Source organism: Haematospirillum sp. H1815 (genome assembly GCF_012102705.1).
Classification (GTDB): Bacteria; Pseudomonadota; Alphaproteobacteria; order Rhodospirillales; family Rhodospirillaceae; genus Haematospirillum.
This window is the reverse complement of record NZ_JAAVTA010000001.1, coordinates 36989-53858: the sequence shown is the minus strand read 5'-3', so window position 1 is coordinate 53858 and position 16870 is coordinate 36989. Positions and strand designations below refer to the sequence as shown.

The following is a 16870-nucleotide window of genomic DNA, read 5'->3' as shown; positions in this document are numbered from 1 at the left end:
TCTGGCCCGCCTTCTGTTCCGTAATCCGGGGGAGGGCGGGCTCTTTTTTTCAGGCAGGCCGCCCACGATGACTCTCTGGCTGCGTTTCCTGTGGCTTATGCTATGCGTCTGGTTCCGGCCAAGGCTGGGCTTTACCGATACTTCGGTCCTGAAGGGCCGGGTATGGCTGTCTGATGTTGATCTGAATATCCACATGAACAACGCGCACTATGCTGCGGTCATGGATCTTGGCCGGATCGACCTGATGGTGCGCTGTGGCATGTGGAAGCTGATCCTGAAAAACAGGCTGCAGGCAATGGTCGGGGCCCAGATGCTGCGCTATCGCAAGGGGTTGCGGCCTTTTCAGCCGTTCCAGCTTGAAACACGGCTTGTGTGCTGGGATGATCGCTGGCTGTGGATCGAGCAGAAGTTCGTGACCCGCAAGGGCGTTGTGGCCTGTATTGCCATGGTAAAAACCTGCTTTGTCGATGCTACCGGCGTTGTAGACCCCAGTCACATTGCCACAATGCTTGGTGCCGATTCAGGATTGCGTCCCCCGCTTCCACATTGGGTTGAAAGCTGGAATGATGTTGAAGTTGTTGCCTTGGAACGCAAGACCTGATCAAGCGGTACACTTTTTCCAGACAACGACAGACGATGGATTCTCCGGCTGGGCAAAGGATGCATTGAGAGCCACACCGGTTATCGTAATAGCCTGTTCACGCACAGCATGTTCCAGGCACGTCCACATGTTCAGGTTATAATCCTTGGAGCGGATAAAAGCATTATGATCATAATGAGAATGATTCCACGCCCTTCTGGGGACTGCCTGGAAACCGAATGGTTCGATATGAACACCGGTGATGTCTTCCGCGGAAGCTGCGAGATTGACAAAGAAATCCAATGGTAGTTTCTCAACCTGCTCAAGAGAGTGACAGCTAAAAACCAGCACCTTGTCCTTACCGGGAATAAAAGGAAAGGATGCCAGACGGTGATCGGTAAAAGCTGTTTGAATCGGGGTCAAATCCGGAAAACTGGCATTGAAGAACTCCATGGCGTCCCGTCCGGACTGGGTATACTCGGCACCGATAAGGGCAAGATCAGGCCGCTGAAAGTGATGGCGCAGCTCAATCAGGTTGCGACCATAACCGGCACCAAGCTCTACAATAGACTTAACCTTATCATCACAATGCTGCACGACCACAGTGAGGGGCTGATTGAAGCTATATAGTGGTGTGGATGGGCTTTGCTGATTGCTGTCAGGATTTGGCACCAGCCTTACAACACCGTTAAGGTACGAGGTGCCATCGCCTGTCGTGGAAGGTAGCGACTCTGCAGCAAGCATGAACTGCTGCTCCAGACAACAGAGATTGGCCATAACATCAAACGGCGTCTTGGCTCCTCCCTCCAGGGCCTGACGAAAAACTTCCAGCCGCGCAGCCCACACGATTTCATAAAAATTCTGGTTCGTATACGGGATAGGCTGCATGACATCCACCTTGATAACACTATGATGCACCGCATTGCCTCCCTGTTCACCGCTTTTGAAGAACAGTGTCCATGGATCTGGTTAAGAAATCCTGTTGTACAGACAAGCTGTTATGCAAACGTCTTGCTTTCCGGGCCATACCGGGTATACCGCTGCCGATCATGATGACAAACCCGATGACAGAAACGCAGGACCAGCTTGAGGATGTTGCGCACCGTTATGCCGTGCGCACGACCCTTTTCCTTGAACGTCAACTGGCTGATATGCCAGACGACAGCCCTTTGGCACGACAATTCCGCCCCTCTGTCAAGGAACTGGTTACAACCCCCGATGAACTGGCTGACCCGATCGGCGACAACCTGAAGAGCCCTGTCGCGGGGATCGTACATCGTTACCCGGACCGGGTTCTTCTCAAACCAGTACACGTCTGCGCAGCCTACTGCCGCTTCTGTTTCCGCCGCGAGGTTGTCGGGCCAGGCTCTGAAAGCCTGAACGATGAAGAGCTTGAGAACGCCTTGTCCTATATTGCAAACCACACGGAACTACGCGAGGTCATCCTGACAGGCGGGGACCCCCTTCTGCTGTCACCCCGGCGCCTGCATTACATCCTTGGCACATTGGACAGCATGGATCATATCGAACTGGTTCGCTTCCATACGCGCCTGCCCATCCATGACCCCAAGCGCATTACACCAGACCTTGTTACCGCATTGACATCCCCGGATCGGGCCACCGTCTGGGTTGCCATTCACGTCAACCACGCCGATGAATTTGCCCCCGAAGTCTGCCGTGCTGTTGGAAACCTGAGCAAAGCGGGAATTCCACTTGTTTCACAGACTGTGCTTCTGAAAGACGTCAACAACAACGTGGACGCATTGGAGGCCCTGTTCCGGGCCTGCCTGCGCAACAGGATCAAACCCTACTACCTTCACCACCCTGACATGGCCAAGGGAACCAGCCACTTCCGGCTGGAAATAGAGGAGGGGCGCGCCCTGTTGAAAGCCTTGCGCGGACGCCTGACGGGCATCGCCCTGCCACACTATATCTTGGATCGTCCCGGCGCCTTGGGCAAGGTTCCACTTGGTCCCAGCTGGCCAGAGGACTGGGCGGACTCCCAAGCCTAGGGAACGTCGTCCCACCCACATGCCTTCAAGGCATCCCGCATATGCTCTGGCGGGGGGGCCTCTACAAAAATCGGTGGCTTTTCAGCATACAGGGGAATACGGACCGAACGGGCATGAAGATGCATGCGGACCCGCTGACCCGCATCACCATAGACCCGGTCCCCTAACAACGGGGCACCAATGTGCGCCATGTGCACCCGAATCTGGTGGGTACGCCCTGTTCTGGGGCGGCATTCAATCCACGCCAGCCCCTGCGAGGAACGCCCAAGAACCCGATATTCGGTCACAGAAGGCTGCCCTCCGGCTGGATCCACAACCATCTTCCATCCGCCAGCAGGTGTCAGCTTGCTCAAGGGCTGGTCTACAATACCTGTACCAACGTCTGGAATACCTTTTGTCACAGCCCAGTAGACCTTACCAACAGCCCCTTGCTGAAATAGCTTGCCCATCCGCCGCAGCCCCTTGTGATGACGACCAAGGACCAGGCATCCCGATGTATCCCGATCCAGGCGATGAGCCAAAGATGGTGGGCGCGGGTGTTCAAAACACAAATAGCGGAAATAATCCTCGACCGTATCCCCACCCCCTGGTCCAGCATGAACCGGCATTCCAGCGGGTTTATCAAGAATCAGAACAAGTCGATCCTGATAAAGAACACGCTGTCTGGCTTCATCGGGTGTCATGACTGTTCCATCCTGCAAACACAAAGCACCCGTCGGGATCAAGAAACACGGCAACACTTCTGATCACGGAACAGGCCAAAAAAAGTAATAAAAAAGGCACCTTTTCACCTGAAAAGGAGCCTCTCCCGCTTTTGCGCTTGGCGTCCCCACGGGGATTCGAACCCCGGTCGCCGCCGTGAAAGGGCGGTGTCCTAGGCCTCTAGACGATGGGGACGTCGTGGGCACGGCGGGTTTGTAGCCGTCCGCACCGAAACAATCAAGCCTTATTTTTCAGAGGATAACATTTTTTCCGCAGGAATTTACCAAAAGGCGAACCATTTAATTGGTTGCAATCAGAGGCTATGGGAAAAGCTTGTGGCTCTCGGCAACTTTCTCAAATGGTCAGAAAAAATCAGAAACATGCAAACAAAGCGCATTCATAAAACACTTTCTTAATCAAGATGATGTCCATGATCGAGCTTTTTCAGACCTGCATCATAAAAGTCTCGCTTTCACAGAATGAATTGCTATGGTTCTGGTGCCCTGCCGGAGACGGCTAGACACATGACGGTGACCAATTCTGAACATGGCAGAATTCCGCCGCCTAGACCCATGGAAACATGGCGCCTGTCTTTCCAGGTTGTGGCACACAAAGCGAATGATTGAGTCAACGATTTAGGTGACACTTATGGATATTTGGCGCAGCCTCCTTGGAATGGCCGTACTCCTGTTGATCGGCTTGGCCATTTCCAATAACCGCCGTGCGATCAGGCCCAGGGTTGTTGTTGCAGCCTTGCTTTGCCAAATTGCCATCGGGGCACTGGTTCTGTTTGTGCCATTGGGCAAGGATATCCTGGCTGCTGCAGCAAATGGCGTAAACCATGTTCTGGATTATGGTCACGAAGGCGCTGCTTTTCTGTTCGGCGGCCTTGTTGACAGCAAAATGTTTGTGCTATTCGGCGACAGTGGCTTTGTCTTTGCCTTCCGCGTCCTCAGTGCCATCATTTTTGTAACCGCACTTGTTTCAGTGCTCTACTATATTGGGCTGATGAAGTGGTTTGTGATCATACTGGGCACCCTGTTCCACAAGGTGATTGGCGTATCCAGACTGGAATCCTTCTCGGCTGTCACCACTATTTTTGTTGGCCAAAGCGAAATGCCGGCCGTCGTCAAACCCTTCATCAACCGCATGAACGGGGCGGAACTGTTTACGGTCATGTCGAGCGGCATGGCCGCTGTTGCCGGCTCTGTACTGGCGGGATACGCCGGCATGGGCGTCAAGATGGAATACCTTCTGGCGGCTTCGTTCATGGCTATTCCCGGTGGGCTTTTGTTCGCAAAACTTATTCATCCGGATACCGAACCCAGCCAGGTTGAATTCAACGAAATTCACTTTGACGAGAAACGTCCGACCAACATTATTGAAGCCGCAGCCTCTGGCGTATTGGTCGGCTTGCAGATTGCGCTGAATGTTGGTGCCATGCTGATCGCTTTCATTGCCCTTATTGCCCTGTGCAATGGTGCCGTAGGTGGTTTTTTCGGCCTTTTCGGTCATCCGGAATGGAATCTGGAATTCCTGATGGGGGCGGCCTTCTCTCCCTTGGCATGGATGATTGGCGTACCATGGCAAGATGCACAGATTGCCGGTAACTTTATCGGCCAGAAAATGATCATCAATGAATTTGTGGCCTACAGCCAGCTGTCCGCCTATCTCAAAGATGCCGGAACGGTTGCAGCCAGCGGCCTCCAGGCTCTGGACCCAAGGACCATTGCCATTGTTTCCTTTGCCCTGTGCGGCTTTGCCAACTTCGCTTCCATTGCGATCCTCGCCGGTGGCTTTGCGGCTGTGGCACCCGAACGCCGTTCAGAGGTCACACAGTATGGCCTTCGGGTTGTAACAGCCGGTACATTGTCCAACCTTATGAGCGCCACAATTGCTGGTATATTCTTGTCGCTCTAATTTCAGCTGTCCCGCAGGCTACCTGACAGGGTAGACCTGCGGGGCTTTCACAGCTTCACCTGACTTTGTGGACAATGATGCATGACTGATACAGGTACCCTGCAGCAACAGACCACGACAGCCAAACGGGCCCTGTCCCTGATGGATCTGACATCACTGGATGCAGCGGATAATACTGCAACTGTCTCTGCAATGGCTGAAAGGGCCGATACACCTTTCGGGTCTCCGGCCGCCCTATGCATCTGGCCACACCTTCTACCCGCAGCTAGAGCAGCGCTTGTGAAGCAGAATTTGAAGCACATAAGGCTGGCTACGGTTACCAACTTCCCACACGGCGGGGAAAATGCCGCAGCAGCAGCACGGGAGGCTGAAGCTGCCATTGAACAAGGGGCCGACGAGATCGACGTCGTTTTCCCTTGGTCTGCGCTGCTGGATGGAAATGCAGCAGCTGGTCTGTCTGTGGTTACACAAAGCCGCCAAGCCGCTGGCTCCAAGGTGCTCAAGGTCATTCTTGAGACGGGCATGCTGCGTGATCCTGCCCTGATCCGCCAGGCCGGAGAAATCAGTATCGCAGCCGGTGCTGATTTCCTGAAAACGTCGACCGGGAAGGTTGATGTCAATGCAACGCCTGACGCCGCCCGCATCATGCTTGAAACCATTCGGGACTGTGGCAGGAAGGTAGGATTCAAGGCATCGGGTGGTATCCGGACCGTTGCCGATGCCAAGCTTTATCTTGATCTGGCAGAACAGATCATGGGGCCTGACTGGATAGGCCCCGAAACATTCCGCTTTGGTGCATCCGGGCTTTTGGCAGATATTCTGGCCACCCTTGGCCACAAAGGCGCCCCCCCGGCAGGGCATAGGTACTAAGGCGACGAGGCAGGAGAATACCGGCATGCGCGCCATTATCTTGATCATGGACTCCTTTGGCATCGGCGCTACGCCTGATGCAGAGCGTTTCGGAGACCAAGGAGCCAGCACCATTGGCCATATAGCCCAATGGTGTCGTGATGGACGGGCCGATAGCCCGGAACGCTCAGGACCACTGCGGATTCCCAATCTTGAACGCCTGGGGATTGGCTTGGCCGCACGTCTTGCAACAGGGGAACTACCAGCCGGGTTTAACCCTCAACCGGATATCATCGGCGCATGGGCTGCCGCCCGTGAAATATCCAGCGGCAAGGACACCCCATCCGGTCACTGGGAACTGGCTGGTGTTCCCATAAGATTTGACTGGGGTTACTTCGAGAAAAAGGACAATACGTTCCCACCCACGCTGCTGGAGAACCTTGTTCGCAGGTTTGATCTGCCGGGCTGGCTTGGCAACTGCCATGCCTCCGGGACGACCATTATCGCCGAGATGGGCGAAGAACACCTACGAACGGGCAAACCCATTTTCTATACATCCTCGGATTCTGTTTTCCAGATTGCCTGCCACGAGGAAAGCTTTGGCCTGCAACGGCTGTACGATTTATGTGAAATCGCCTTCGAGGAAGTAAGGCCTTACAATATATGCCGTGTGATTGCCCGGCCCTTTATCGGAACAACAGCAGATACCTTCAAGCGAACAGGAAACCGGCGCGACCTTGCTGTCAAACCCCCTGCCCCAACCGTTCTCGAGAAGTTGTCCGATGCCGGTGGAACCGTTGTCGGCATCGGGAAGATCCCCGATATCTATGCCCACGTCGGCATTACCCGCAGCATCAAGGCCAGCGGCCACGATTCACTATGGGATGCTACCCTGCAGGCCATGAAGGATACCGGGCCGAACAGCATCATCATGACCAACTTTGTCGATTTTGATCAAACTTGGGGGCACCGCCGTGATGTGGCTGGTTATGCCGCCGGGCTGGAGCACTTTGACAACAGATTGCCCGAACTGATGGCTTGCCTAGACAAAAATGACGTGTTGCTGGTGTCTGCAGACCATGGTTGCGACCCCACTTGGCAAGGTAGCGACCATACACGGGAACACGTTCCCGTTCTTGCGTTCGGCCCCCGGATCCCCCCAGGCAACGAAGGCATCCGCGAGACCTTTGCCGATGTGGGGCAAAGCTTGGCACACATGTTCAGCCTGTCACCTTTCCCGGATGGAACCGTCATGCCGTGGGCGCGTGCGCTTTCGCCTTGATCACACCATCGTGTTACACCTTGTCAGAACCGGAATTGTTTTATGAACCATCATCAACAGCTCAGGCAGGAAGCGATAAAGGCCCGCGAGAAAGCCTATGCACCGTACTCCCGTTTCAAGGTTGGTGCGGCCCTGCAAACACGTGACGGCCATATCTTCCACGGCTGCAATGTCGAAAACGCATCATACGGCTTGTGCAACTGCGCGGAACGAACGGCTTTGTTCAAGGCTGTCTCGGAGGGATATAAACCCGGTGAATTCACATGCCTTGCCGTTGTTGGCGATACAGATGGCCCGATCGCACCCTGCGGGGCCTGCCGCCAAGTTATTATAGAGCTTGGATCACCTACCCTAGAGGTTGTCTTGACCAACCTGAAAGGTGATATAGAAACAACCACGGCATCGGCTTTGCTGCCACGTGCGTTCTATCTTGATCCTGAAACAACACAATCCTGAAGTGGAAGTGCCGTTCTCATGTCCAATGTCAGCACCCAGCCCGAAGTTTTTCATCTTGGCCTGAATCGGTCCATGCTTGCAGGCGCAACCGTCGCTATTCTGCCGGGAGATCCGGGACGCAGCCCCCTTATTGCCGAACGTATGGAAAATGCACGCCCACTAGCCAGTCACCGCGAATTCACATCATGGCTGGGCGAGATTGAGGGGGTACCAATTGTTGTCTGCTCGACGGGGATTGGCGGCCCGTCTACGTCGATCGCGGTCGAGGAACTGGCCCAGCTTGGCATCCGCACCTTCCTGCGCGTGGGCACAACAGGAGCCATACAGAAGCATATTGCTGTCGGTGATATTCTGGTGACAACTGGTGCCGTACGTCTGGATGGGGCAAGTCACCACTTCGCACCAGCCAGCTACCCTGCTGTGGCTGACTTTGACTGTACAACAGCCTTGGTCCGGGCTGCCAAAGAGGAAAACGTAAACCTGCACGTTGGCATTACGGCGTCTTCGGATACCTTTTACCAAGGGCAAGAGCGCTATGATACCTACTCTGGGCATGTCCGCCGCCAATGGGCTGGGTCACTCTCGGAATGGCAGGCCCTGCATGTTATGAATTACGAGATGGAATCAGCGACCCTCTTTACCATGTGCTCTGCTATGGGGCTAAAGGCCGGTATGGTGGCCGGTGCAATCGTGAACCGAACCGAACAAGAAATGCCCTCATCTGACATGATCAAAAGAACGGAACAAGCCGCCATTTCCGTGGTCGTCCGGGCAGCAGGCATTCTTACATGACACTCTCACAAGGCCCGGTATAAATCCGGGCCTTGTGAGATGGTGATAGATCTATAGCATCACAAATAAAGCACCGACAAAAAACACATATGCCAACCTGCAATTAACCAGCACGAATTGCGAATCGGAATGAGATGCCGTTGGTCATAGTGCTGAACTGATTCCCCCTGCAGCAAGACGCCACTGTCTTATTCCCGGAAAAAATCTCACGGTTGCCCAGCAAACACGACATTCGCGCCGCAAACTTGTGATGTCCTATGATTTTACCTTGCAGACATCGTCATTGATGGCTCTATTAAGTGTAACTAATGCACGAAAATAAAAAACAATCAGTATAGAGAGGAGGACGTCTCGTGCGAGAAGCAAGGGAACAAACACGGCCGGATGAAGCCATCACACACCGGTTTGATATCAACATACCGGTCTCTGTTTGTGGACATGACGAACAGAGCCTGTGTCACGAATGGCAGTTAAGCGATCATGAATACAGCTTGATCGTTGCCCATAATGCGTTCAATCGCTGGATTACACGGTGCATGGCTGCCGTTGGATACCCAGACTTCAGCCCACTTGATATTCTGGTTCTTCACAGTGTTAATCACCGCAGACGGGCAAAACGACTGGCAGACATTTGCTTTGTCCTGAATGTGGAAGACCAACATACAGTCAACTACTCCCTGAAGAAGATGCTCAAGTCGGGATTGGTCGAGGGAGAGCGCCGCGGTAAAGAGCGATTTTACAGAACAACAACACAAGGTGAAGCCGTCTGTAGATCTTATCTTGCCATTCGAACCAAGTGTCTACGCGACGCCGCTGAACGACAGAATGATAGCGGGAATGGCTTTCACCATCTTGCAACGGCATTAAGAGATCTTTCGGGGTTCTATGACCAAGTTGCCCGGGCGGCATCATCGGTCTAACCGCGTATCTTGATCCTGAGCGGGGGAAAAACCGCTCAGGATCAACACTGCTGCTGTATAAGGAATGTCAAAGCAGCTCTACAAACTCTGGTACAAAAAAGGCTACGGCTGCTTTCATACCATCAGGTAAAAGCTCGAAGGCATCCTGGACAAACTCTGATTTTACAAGGCCAGAAGCAATTGTTGGCAGCTCTTCTGTCCTGCATGCCATGGCATCAAGGTCAATCCAGTCCCTGGAAGTATCCGAGGTAATAGGGCCCGGAGCATATCCATGAGGAGAAGGCATGCAGACACCAGCAAAACCTGCGTGCTTTTCATCAGGCATTTCGACAGAAACCGTCATCCGCTCAGCCCGGAAATCACGCCCATGCTGATCTTGTAAAACAATCTTCCCAATATTGTTCTCAACGAGGAAAGATGCCGTGATGCCATGTACAGAGCCGGCCTGCGTTATCACATTAGCCAGTTCAGTTGGCGTACGCCATGACTGTGCCTGAATATGCAGAACACCTGGTGAACTGAGAACAGGGTGGATAAACTCAAACGGCAGTGACAAGGCATGCCCAGAATACGCGCCAATATCAAGGAAGGCTGTAGACGGCACAGCATCTGAAGCCATACGCCCATCCACACGGTCCAGAATATCGGGTGACCATACGATTGCCGGCGTTACAGACCAATGAGCCGCCGTAAAAGGTTGTGCCGCGGCATTCTCGATAACCAAGGCACCATCACTGATTTTTGCCAGGGTATTCTCCAACCCGGGCCTGCTCCGAATCGCATCGTTGACTGCTTGCTGGATTTCTTTAAGCGTCGCAAACGTATCCCGAACCGTAACGGACTCATCACCGATCTGAAACTGCAGGTTCACGATCAGCAAATCCGGCCTTGTGTCCAGCGCAGAATTGCCAGCCCCCGACATCGTCATACTGTTACCTGAAAGGTCAAACCGTGCAAGAGATGGCTGTGCATATGCCATCGCGCCATCGTGCTGCAGTATACGGGATGCGCCGGGCAAGGACGGTGCATCCTGATTCAGATCAGGAGTTGCGTCAGGATCATAACCCTCGTCGCTCTCGTGATACTGCCGGTCAAGACGCAGGGTTCTCTGCAAGGCAGGCTCGTTCAAATGACGATACGATGTATCCTGCGGGGGGACGATACCGGGCTCGCCGGATTCAGTCTGGGCACCAATTGTATCACCTTGACCACGCCCATCAGGTATGACAAGCGTCACACGCTCAAAGATAAATCCCTCCGGACTACTGATAACGAGCCTGTTATGACTGTCCAGTGAGGCAACAAGTTCATGAGGGTCCCGCGCAAATGCCTGATTAAGGATCTCAACCAGCTGGTCAGAGCTGAGGCTTTCACGACAGTTGACCGCAATGTGAACAGATTCCCTCAGTATATCTCCCTTACGTAAAACAATATGGAGGTTGAGAGGTTCCTCCCCACTACCATTCCATACACTTGATGGCCAAAGCTCAGAAAGCGTTATCGAAGATGGAACAGGATCCAGCGCAAGGCCGCCAGGTTCACCGTCCCGGATCTGTAATGCAACAGGTGGCCTGGCCAGAATGACCTCTCCGGACCCCATGGGAGCCTTGGTCGTTGTTTTTATAGTAAGGACACCATTGCTGTCGGCAGCAATCTCGAAACGGGCCTTGGCGAATAGCCCCAAAACATCCTGCTCACCGGCAAAGGTAATATTGACATCATGGCCACCAATCTTGAACTGCATGCCTTTTGGGGAGAGGCCATCGGATAACGGAGGCAACCTGAATGTCATCGTGGATACAGCCCCGCTATCAGGCCCCGGAAAAGATGCATGCGCATGCTGCACAGGTGGCGGGACACGGCCAGGCCCTTCAGGTGGTGGATTATCGCCCAGCATGACCCTGAATTCACCAGGCTTAAAACGAAATTCTGTTGTATTTCCAGTATCATCGCGGTGAGCTAGGATTTTGCCAATACGGACATTCCCCATATTCATAAACCGAAGAGAATGGCCATCCGGGGCAACCTTGATCTTTGCCGCCTCATGCATGCTTCCGCTGAGCGCAGTCTCCATATCTTCGGCGAGACGATTAATGTCCCAGAACTTGGGACCCGAGCCACGTGTAATATGATAGCTATGCCCATCGATGGTAAAAGAAAGACGATCAGCCTGAACGCCATAGACGGCTGTATTTCCCGCACCTTGCATGTGTGGAATGCGCCATTCCCAGACAGAGTCGGCAGGATAAGGAATATAGGACATACCGGGAGCGTTACCATCCGCATCACCATCTGACAAAGAGCGTCCAGCGCTGACAGCAGCATGCAGAGTTGTGTCATGATCCGTGCCCATATCCCCTCCCATGATGCAAAGACATCAAACACACCAGAAACACTTTTGAAGCACAATCTGCCTCTCCCCGAGAAAGGAACAGCACAGAGCCATGAATACAATCACAAATACATTAAATACTCCACATCAGTATTATTACTGAGAAACAATTTCACTGATCAGACCAGTAAGAATATGTTCATAAAATGCATGAAGGCAAATTTTCTGCATGTTAAGATGATTTGTTCCACAGAAACTGTACAGATTGTATTCATAAGGTGCACAGGCTTGAAGAATACCGTAAAAACGTGCTCTGTTTTCTCCCGTCTCCCATCACGCAGCACACTACAACGTACCTGAACTGCGATAACCCAGGTTTCTGCATGTCCTTTGATCAACCGCGCTCCCACCGCCACATTCCAGCCTCCCAAGCCCTGGAAGCCCTTTCACCACCAGCTGGCTCTTCACGAATCTGTATCGGTGATATTACACGGGTCCTTGATGACCGGGCATGGGGTGTCATCGTTCTGGCCTTGGCATTTCCCTGCCTTATTCCTATGCCGATACCGGGTTTTGGCCTTGTGTTCGGGGCCCCCCTGCTGGTTATAAGTTTACAACTGGCAGCCGGGCAGAAAAGACCATGGCTTCCAGCCGTTCTCAGCCGTCAATCGATTGATCTGGAGACATGGAAAAAGTCACTTGCCGTCATTCTACCCAGGATGAGAAAAGTTGAAAAAATCCTGCGCTATCGTTTGCCGTGGCTCTCATCAACTGCAGGAGAAAGATTGACAGGCATTATGATGGTTATTGTATCTGCCCTTCTTCTCCTTCCAGTTCCCTTTACCAATATCCCCTTGGGAATCATCCTCTGCCTGCTGGGGCTCGGGCTTTTTGAGCGTGACGGGATAGTCCTTTTGATTGCATGGTCTCTGTCATTAATCGCTCTTATGGTTTTCTCAGGGCTTATTCTTTTTGGCGGCACCGCCGTCATAGGGCTTTTTGCCTGAATGATCCCATATCCCGCAAAACAGGCCCCGAAGCGCGTCGCAACCTGCGAATGCAGCGGGGGCCTCAGTACACATAGAACCAATAATACCTTGATATAAAAGGCTTCCAAAGCCTGGCATCGGGCTTGCTCTGATATGGGCAAGCCGATGAAGGAGTACAGAGAGATGTCCGTTACCCTGCTCAACAGCCACCAAGACATTATTGCTGTTGTAATAGGTGACCTGACCCTCTCGACCCTGGACAGCGTTCTGCCGGTGCTTATAGGCATCAGCCAAGACGCAAAACAGGACGTAACCCTTGATCTGAGCAGCGTAGCGGTCATAGACGCCGCCGCAATCGGGTTGATCATCGCGCTGAACCAACGCCTGGTTTCCAGTGGTCGGGCACTGACACTGCTGTGCCCACCCGGTCAGCCAAGGGGCCTGCTGTCCCTGGTCGGACTGGATAGCCAGGTCAGGATGATAGAGACATACGCACCCGGACCAGCGGTGCACTGAAATACCGGCAGAGGGGTAAAACCTTCTGCCCACCCCCGCCAAGCCTGAGACCCATATCTCCCCCAGGGTCTTCAGGAATGGCGGGGGTTCCTCATTCCAGCATCCAGGACCATGGGCATACAGAATTGTTTTGCAGGCTTTCCCGTGACAAAACAACCTCATTAGGGCAGCATGGACTGCAAGCGTCACAGCACCATGAAAGAGCACACAATGTTCAGGCTGCACCCCCGCCTTGAAGCCGATACCGTTGAGATTGCGGTCTGGCCCCTGAGCCGGGTTCTGCTGATGAATAATCGTACGTACCCTTGGCTGATCTTGGTCCCCCAACGGGAAGATGTCCGTGAGCTGCACCATCTGTCACCGGAGGATCGTACTCGCCTGGTCCATGAAATGGCGCTGGCAGCACGTCTGCTGGAAGACGCAACCAAGGCGGACAAGATTAATGTGGCCGCCTTGGGAAACCAGGTGCCCCAGCTGCACGTGCATGTGATTGCCCGTTTTCACGATGACCCGGCATGGCCCGATCCTGTATGGGGTGTTGTCCGCCCCGAACCTTATGATCAAGCCAGCCTCTCTCATACAATCCGTATGCTTCGCGGTAATATGACCCCGCCACAAACAGCCGGATAATAGCTATATATCATTGCCAGCCGCATGTTCCCGTCACGATGGATCTCTCCATGAACACGCATTCCCCTGCCCTGGTCTGGTTTCGCTATGACCTGCGCCTGGATGATCATCCCGCCCTTGTTGCCGCCATCGAAAGTGGATCCCCTGTCGCAGGAGTCTTTGTTCTGGATCCGGACAGTGACGGCCGCCCGCTTGGGGCTGCATCACGCTGGTGGCTGCATCACAGCCTGAAAAGCCTGACAGACCAGCTTGCCCGCCATGGCGTGACTCTGATCTTGCGTCAGGGCAGAAGTGCGACAGAAATCCTGTCTGTTGCCAAGGCGTTGAATGCCGGCGCTGTTTTCTGGAATGAAGGCCACACACCGTGGATGACGGCACAGGACAACGCAGTACAAGACGCCCTGAAGTCCCGTTCCATACAGGGCGTCATGACGCGCTCCGGCTTGATCGCCGATCCCGGTGCTGTACGTAACAAGGCCGGGGGACGATTCCGTGTCTTCACACCATTCTGGAAGACACTGTCAACACTCCATCCACCACACAAACCGCTGGACGTACCATCGCAGATACGGCCTGCACACGTCTCCCGTACAAGCGGTTCAAACCTGCAGGATTTCGGTCTTCTCCCCACATCAGGACCGGACTGGACACAGGGGCTGCGGGACACCTGGGAACCGGGAGAAGACGGTGCCTTCCAACGCCTCGGGCATTTTCTGGACGGTGTCATCGATGACTATGCCACGGGCCGTGACTTTCCGGACCGGGCGGCAACATCGCGCCTGTCGGCCCATTTGCGGTTCGGGGAAATTTCTGTCCGCCGGATATGGGATGCAACGTTGGGAGCTGTGGGCGAGAAAGGCCTGAAGTTCCTTTCAGAAGTCGGATGGCGGGAATTCAATCATCACATACTGTTCCAGCACCCGTCCCTGCATACAGAACCGCTGCGACCGGAATTCTGCAGATTCCCCTGGCAGGATGACCCAAAAGCATTCCGGCTCTGGTGTCGTGGCCAGACCGGCTACCCCATTGTAGATGCCGGCATGCGGGAGCTATGGCACACAGGCTGGATGCACAACCGCGTACGCATGGTCGTTGGCTCCTTTCTGGTGAAAGATCTGCTGGTGCCGTGGCAAAAAGGGGAAGACTGGTTCTGGGATACACTGGTTGATGCCTGCCCTGCCAATAATCCGGGCAACTGGCAGTGGGTAGCCGGCTGTGGCGCCGATGCGGCTCCGTTCTTCCGTATTTTCAATCCGGTCCTACAGGGTGAAAAATTCGATCCTGCCGGTACGTATGTGCGCCGCTGGATTCCCGAGTTACGAACCCGGAACGCACGGTCTGTCCAGCACCCTGTTGACCCCGATGACCTGTTTGCGCGCAGTGCCTACCCACCTCCCATTGTCAACCATGGGCATGCGCGCGACCGTGCCCTTGCAGCCTTGAAGGCTCTCGATACAGCCACCTGATCAGATCGGACGGTCCGGTTCTCCGTAACGGGCAATGCTGAGACCGTCCATGTCAATATCCGGAGAACGTCCACTGACAAGGTCTGCCGTAATCCGCGCCGAGCCACAGGCCATGGTCCAGCCCAAGGTTCCGTGTCCGGTGTTGATCCACATGTTGCCATACCGGCACCCACCCAGAACAGGGGTTCCGTCGGGTGTCATCGGACGCAGGCCGCACCAAGCATCTGCATAGTCCACCATGCCGGCATCAGGGAACAAATCCCGCACCACATGCCGGATCGTACGAACACGACGCGGAGAAAGCGTCAAATCATACCCAGCCAGTTCTGCCGTTCCCGCAGCACGGATACGATCCCCCAAACGGGTCACCGCCACCTTGTATGTCTCATCCATAATGGTGGAACGCGGCGCAACATTCTCGTTGAGCACGGGCAAGGTGATGGAATACCCTTTTACAGGGGCTATCGGCAGATAAATACCAATCTCGCGGGCGACAAGAGGCGATGAACTCCCCAAAGCCAGCACAAAGGCATCAGCCATAATCAAGCCTTCAGATGTCAGGACACCCGTAACCCGCGTCGCATCCACCTGCAAGGCCTTGACCGTCACACCATGACGAAAAACAACGCCCGCATCGGATGCCATGGTGGCAAGAGACCGGGTAAACTTCAGACAGTCACCAGTCTCGTCTCCCGGCAAGCGCAAACCACCAATAATCTTGTGCTGAACGGGTGCCAACCCGGGTTCAACCGCGATACAACCGGCCTGATCCAGAATGTCATGGCGCACACCATGGCGTTCAAGAACACGACAATCGCGGGAAGCCTCATCCAATTGAGCCTGCGTACGGAAAATCTGCAAGGTTCCAAGCATACGCTCGTCATACGTAATCCCGGTTTCTGCCCGCAGCACCTTCAGAAGATCCCGCGAGTATTCAGCGATACGCACCATACGGGCCTTGTTGGTATCATAAGAGGAAGGATTGCAGTTGGCCAAGGCACGCGCCATCCAAACAACAGTGTCCGGATCAACAGCGGGGTGGAGAACCAGGGGCGCATGCCGTGAGAACAGCCATGACAGGGCCTTGAGAGGAATGCCCGGTGCCGCCCACGGAGAGGCATAGCCCGGTGATATTTCCCCTGCATTGGCATAACTGGCCTCCAGGGCGCTCCCCTTCTGGCGGTCAAGAACCTCTACCTCGTGACCGGCACGAGACAAGTACCACGCTGTTGTGACACCGATCACACCGGCGCCAAGAACCAGAACACGCATGCGATCTCCCATCCCCATGCACAGCCTAAATCCGGATGAATACGGACTTCAGCCCCGTGATTTCCTTTCTGGTCACCGTAGCATGAAAATCCCGCTACACACATGGCACCACGACCAGGCAGAGATAATCGATAATACCAAAAACCTGACAG

The 16870-nt window shown here is 54.1% G+C and carries 15 protein-coding genes, 1 tRNA gene and 1 pseudogene; 12 read left to right on the top strand and 5 right to left on the bottom strand.

Going from position 1 to position 16870, the window contains the following annotated elements:
• The first annotated feature begins 67 nt into the window (after positions 1-67).
• On the top strand, positions 68-601 hold the full coding sequence (locus HEQ60_RS00235; RefSeq protein ID WP_168068382.1) for a thioesterase family protein: 534 nt from the start codon (positions 68-70) through the stop codon (positions 599-601).
• Here the strand turns inward: HEQ60_RS00235 and HEQ60_RS00230 are convergent, their stop codons facing one another.
• Positions 602-1498 carry a hypothetical protein gene (locus HEQ60_RS00230; RefSeq protein ID WP_168068380.1) on the bottom strand — a complete coding sequence of 299 codons (897 nt, stop codon included), beginning with the start codon at positions 1496-1498 and terminating at the stop codon, positions 602-604.
• 41 nt (positions 1499-1539) lie between these two features.
• Between HEQ60_RS00230 and HEQ60_RS00225 the strand changes: the two genes are divergently transcribed.
• On the top strand, positions 1540-2592 hold the full coding sequence (locus tag HEQ60_RS00225) for a lysine-2,3-aminomutase-like protein (RefSeq protein ID WP_245183669.1): 1053 nt from the start codon (positions 1540-1542) through the stop codon (positions 2590-2592).
• Here the strand turns inward: HEQ60_RS00225 and HEQ60_RS00220 are convergent.
• Both HEQ60_RS00220 and HEQ60_RS00215 read right to left on the bottom strand, forming a co-directional pair.
• Positions 2589-3275 carry an RluA family pseudouridine synthase gene (locus tag HEQ60_RS00220; RefSeq protein ID WP_168068378.1) on the bottom strand — a complete coding sequence of 229 codons (687 nt, stop codon included), beginning with the start codon at positions 3273-3275 and terminating at the stop codon, positions 2589-2591. The genes HEQ60_RS00225 and HEQ60_RS00220 overlap by 4 nt on opposite strands.
• Positions 3276-3413: 138 nt before the next feature.
• A tRNA-Glu gene (locus tag HEQ60_RS00215) sits at positions 3414-3489 on the bottom strand.
• A 480-nt stretch (positions 3490-3969) separates the two neighbouring features.
• Between HEQ60_RS00215 and HEQ60_RS00210 the strand changes: the two genes are divergently transcribed.
• The 6 genes and pseudogenes from HEQ60_RS00210 (at position 3970) to HEQ60_RS00185 (ending at position 9513) form a co-directional block, all read left to right on the top strand.
• Positions 3970-5214 carry a NupC/NupG family nucleoside CNT transporter gene (locus HEQ60_RS00210; protein WP_245183668.1) on the top strand — a complete coding sequence of 415 codons (1245 nt, stop codon included), beginning with the start codon at positions 3970-3972 and terminating at the stop codon, positions 5212-5214.
• Between the two features lie 81 nt (positions 5215-5295).
• On the top strand, positions 5296-6084 hold the full coding sequence (gene deoC, locus HEQ60_RS00205; protein WP_168068374.1) for a deoxyribose-phosphate aldolase: 789 nt from the start codon (positions 5296-5298) through the stop codon (positions 6082-6084).
• A gap of 25 nt (positions 6085-6109) precedes the next feature.
• The gene (locus HEQ60_RS00200) at positions 6110-7345 is read left to right on the top strand and encodes a phosphopentomutase (RefSeq protein ID WP_168068372.1); all 1236 of its coding nucleotides are present in this window, start codon (positions 6110-6112) and stop codon (positions 7343-7345) included.
• A 27-nt stretch (positions 7346-7372) separates the two neighbouring features.
• A pseudogene (locus HEQ60_RS00195) lies at positions 7373-7801 on the top strand (cytidine deaminase); the annotation flags it as partial.
• Positions 7802-7819: 18 nt separating this feature from the next.
• The gene (gene udp / locus HEQ60_RS00190) at positions 7820-8593 is read left to right on the top strand and encodes a uridine phosphorylase (protein WP_168068368.1); all 774 of its coding nucleotides are present in this window, start codon (positions 7820-7822) and stop codon (positions 8591-8593) included.
• Between the two features lie 353 nt (positions 8594-8946).
• Positions 8947-9513 carry a winged helix DNA-binding protein gene (locus HEQ60_RS00185; protein ID WP_322099263.1) on the top strand — a complete coding sequence of 189 codons (567 nt, stop codon included), beginning with the start codon at positions 8947-8949 and terminating at the stop codon, positions 9511-9513.
• Between the two features lie 67 nt (positions 9514-9580).
• On the opposite strand, the gene HEQ60_RS00180 is transcribed toward HEQ60_RS00185, so the two are convergent.
• Positions 9581-11866 (bottom strand): hypothetical protein, encoded by a 2286-nt coding sequence (locus tag HEQ60_RS00180; RefSeq protein WP_168068366.1) that lies wholly within the window; start codon positions 11864-11866, stop codon positions 9581-9583.
• A gap of 362 nt (positions 11867-12228) precedes the next feature.
• Between HEQ60_RS00180 and HEQ60_RS00175 the strand changes: the two genes are divergently transcribed.
• The 4 genes from HEQ60_RS00175 (at position 12229) to HEQ60_RS00160 (ending at position 15446) form a co-directional block, all read left to right on the top strand.
• Positions 12229-12852: an exopolysaccharide biosynthesis protein gene (locus HEQ60_RS00175; RefSeq protein ID WP_168068364.1), complete on the top strand. Its 624-nt coding sequence runs from the start codon at positions 12229-12231 to the stop codon at positions 12850-12852.
• A 165-nt stretch (positions 12853-13017) separates the two neighbouring features.
• Complete coding sequence (locus HEQ60_RS00170; protein WP_168068362.1) at positions 13018-13350, top strand: lipid asymmetry maintenance protein MlaB; 333 nt, start codon at positions 13018-13020, stop codon at positions 13348-13350.
• A 210-nt stretch (positions 13351-13560) separates the two neighbouring features.
• Complete coding sequence (locus tag HEQ60_RS00165; protein ID WP_168068360.1) at positions 13561-13980, top strand: HIT domain-containing protein; 420 nt, start codon at positions 13561-13563, stop codon at positions 13978-13980.
• Positions 13981-14030: 50 nt separating this feature from the next.
• On the top strand, positions 14031-15446 hold the full coding sequence (locus HEQ60_RS00160; RefSeq protein WP_209315336.1) for a cryptochrome/photolyase family protein: 1416 nt from the start codon (positions 14031-14033) through the stop codon (positions 15444-15446).
• Here the strand turns inward: HEQ60_RS00160 and HEQ60_RS00155 are convergent, their stop codons facing one another.
• The gene (locus HEQ60_RS00155) at positions 15447-16718 is read right to left on the bottom strand and encodes a D-amino acid dehydrogenase (protein WP_168068356.1); all 1272 of its coding nucleotides are present in this window, start codon (positions 16716-16718) and stop codon (positions 15447-15449) included. It lies immediately after the preceding gene.
• Positions 16719-16870: the final 152 nt, after the last annotated feature.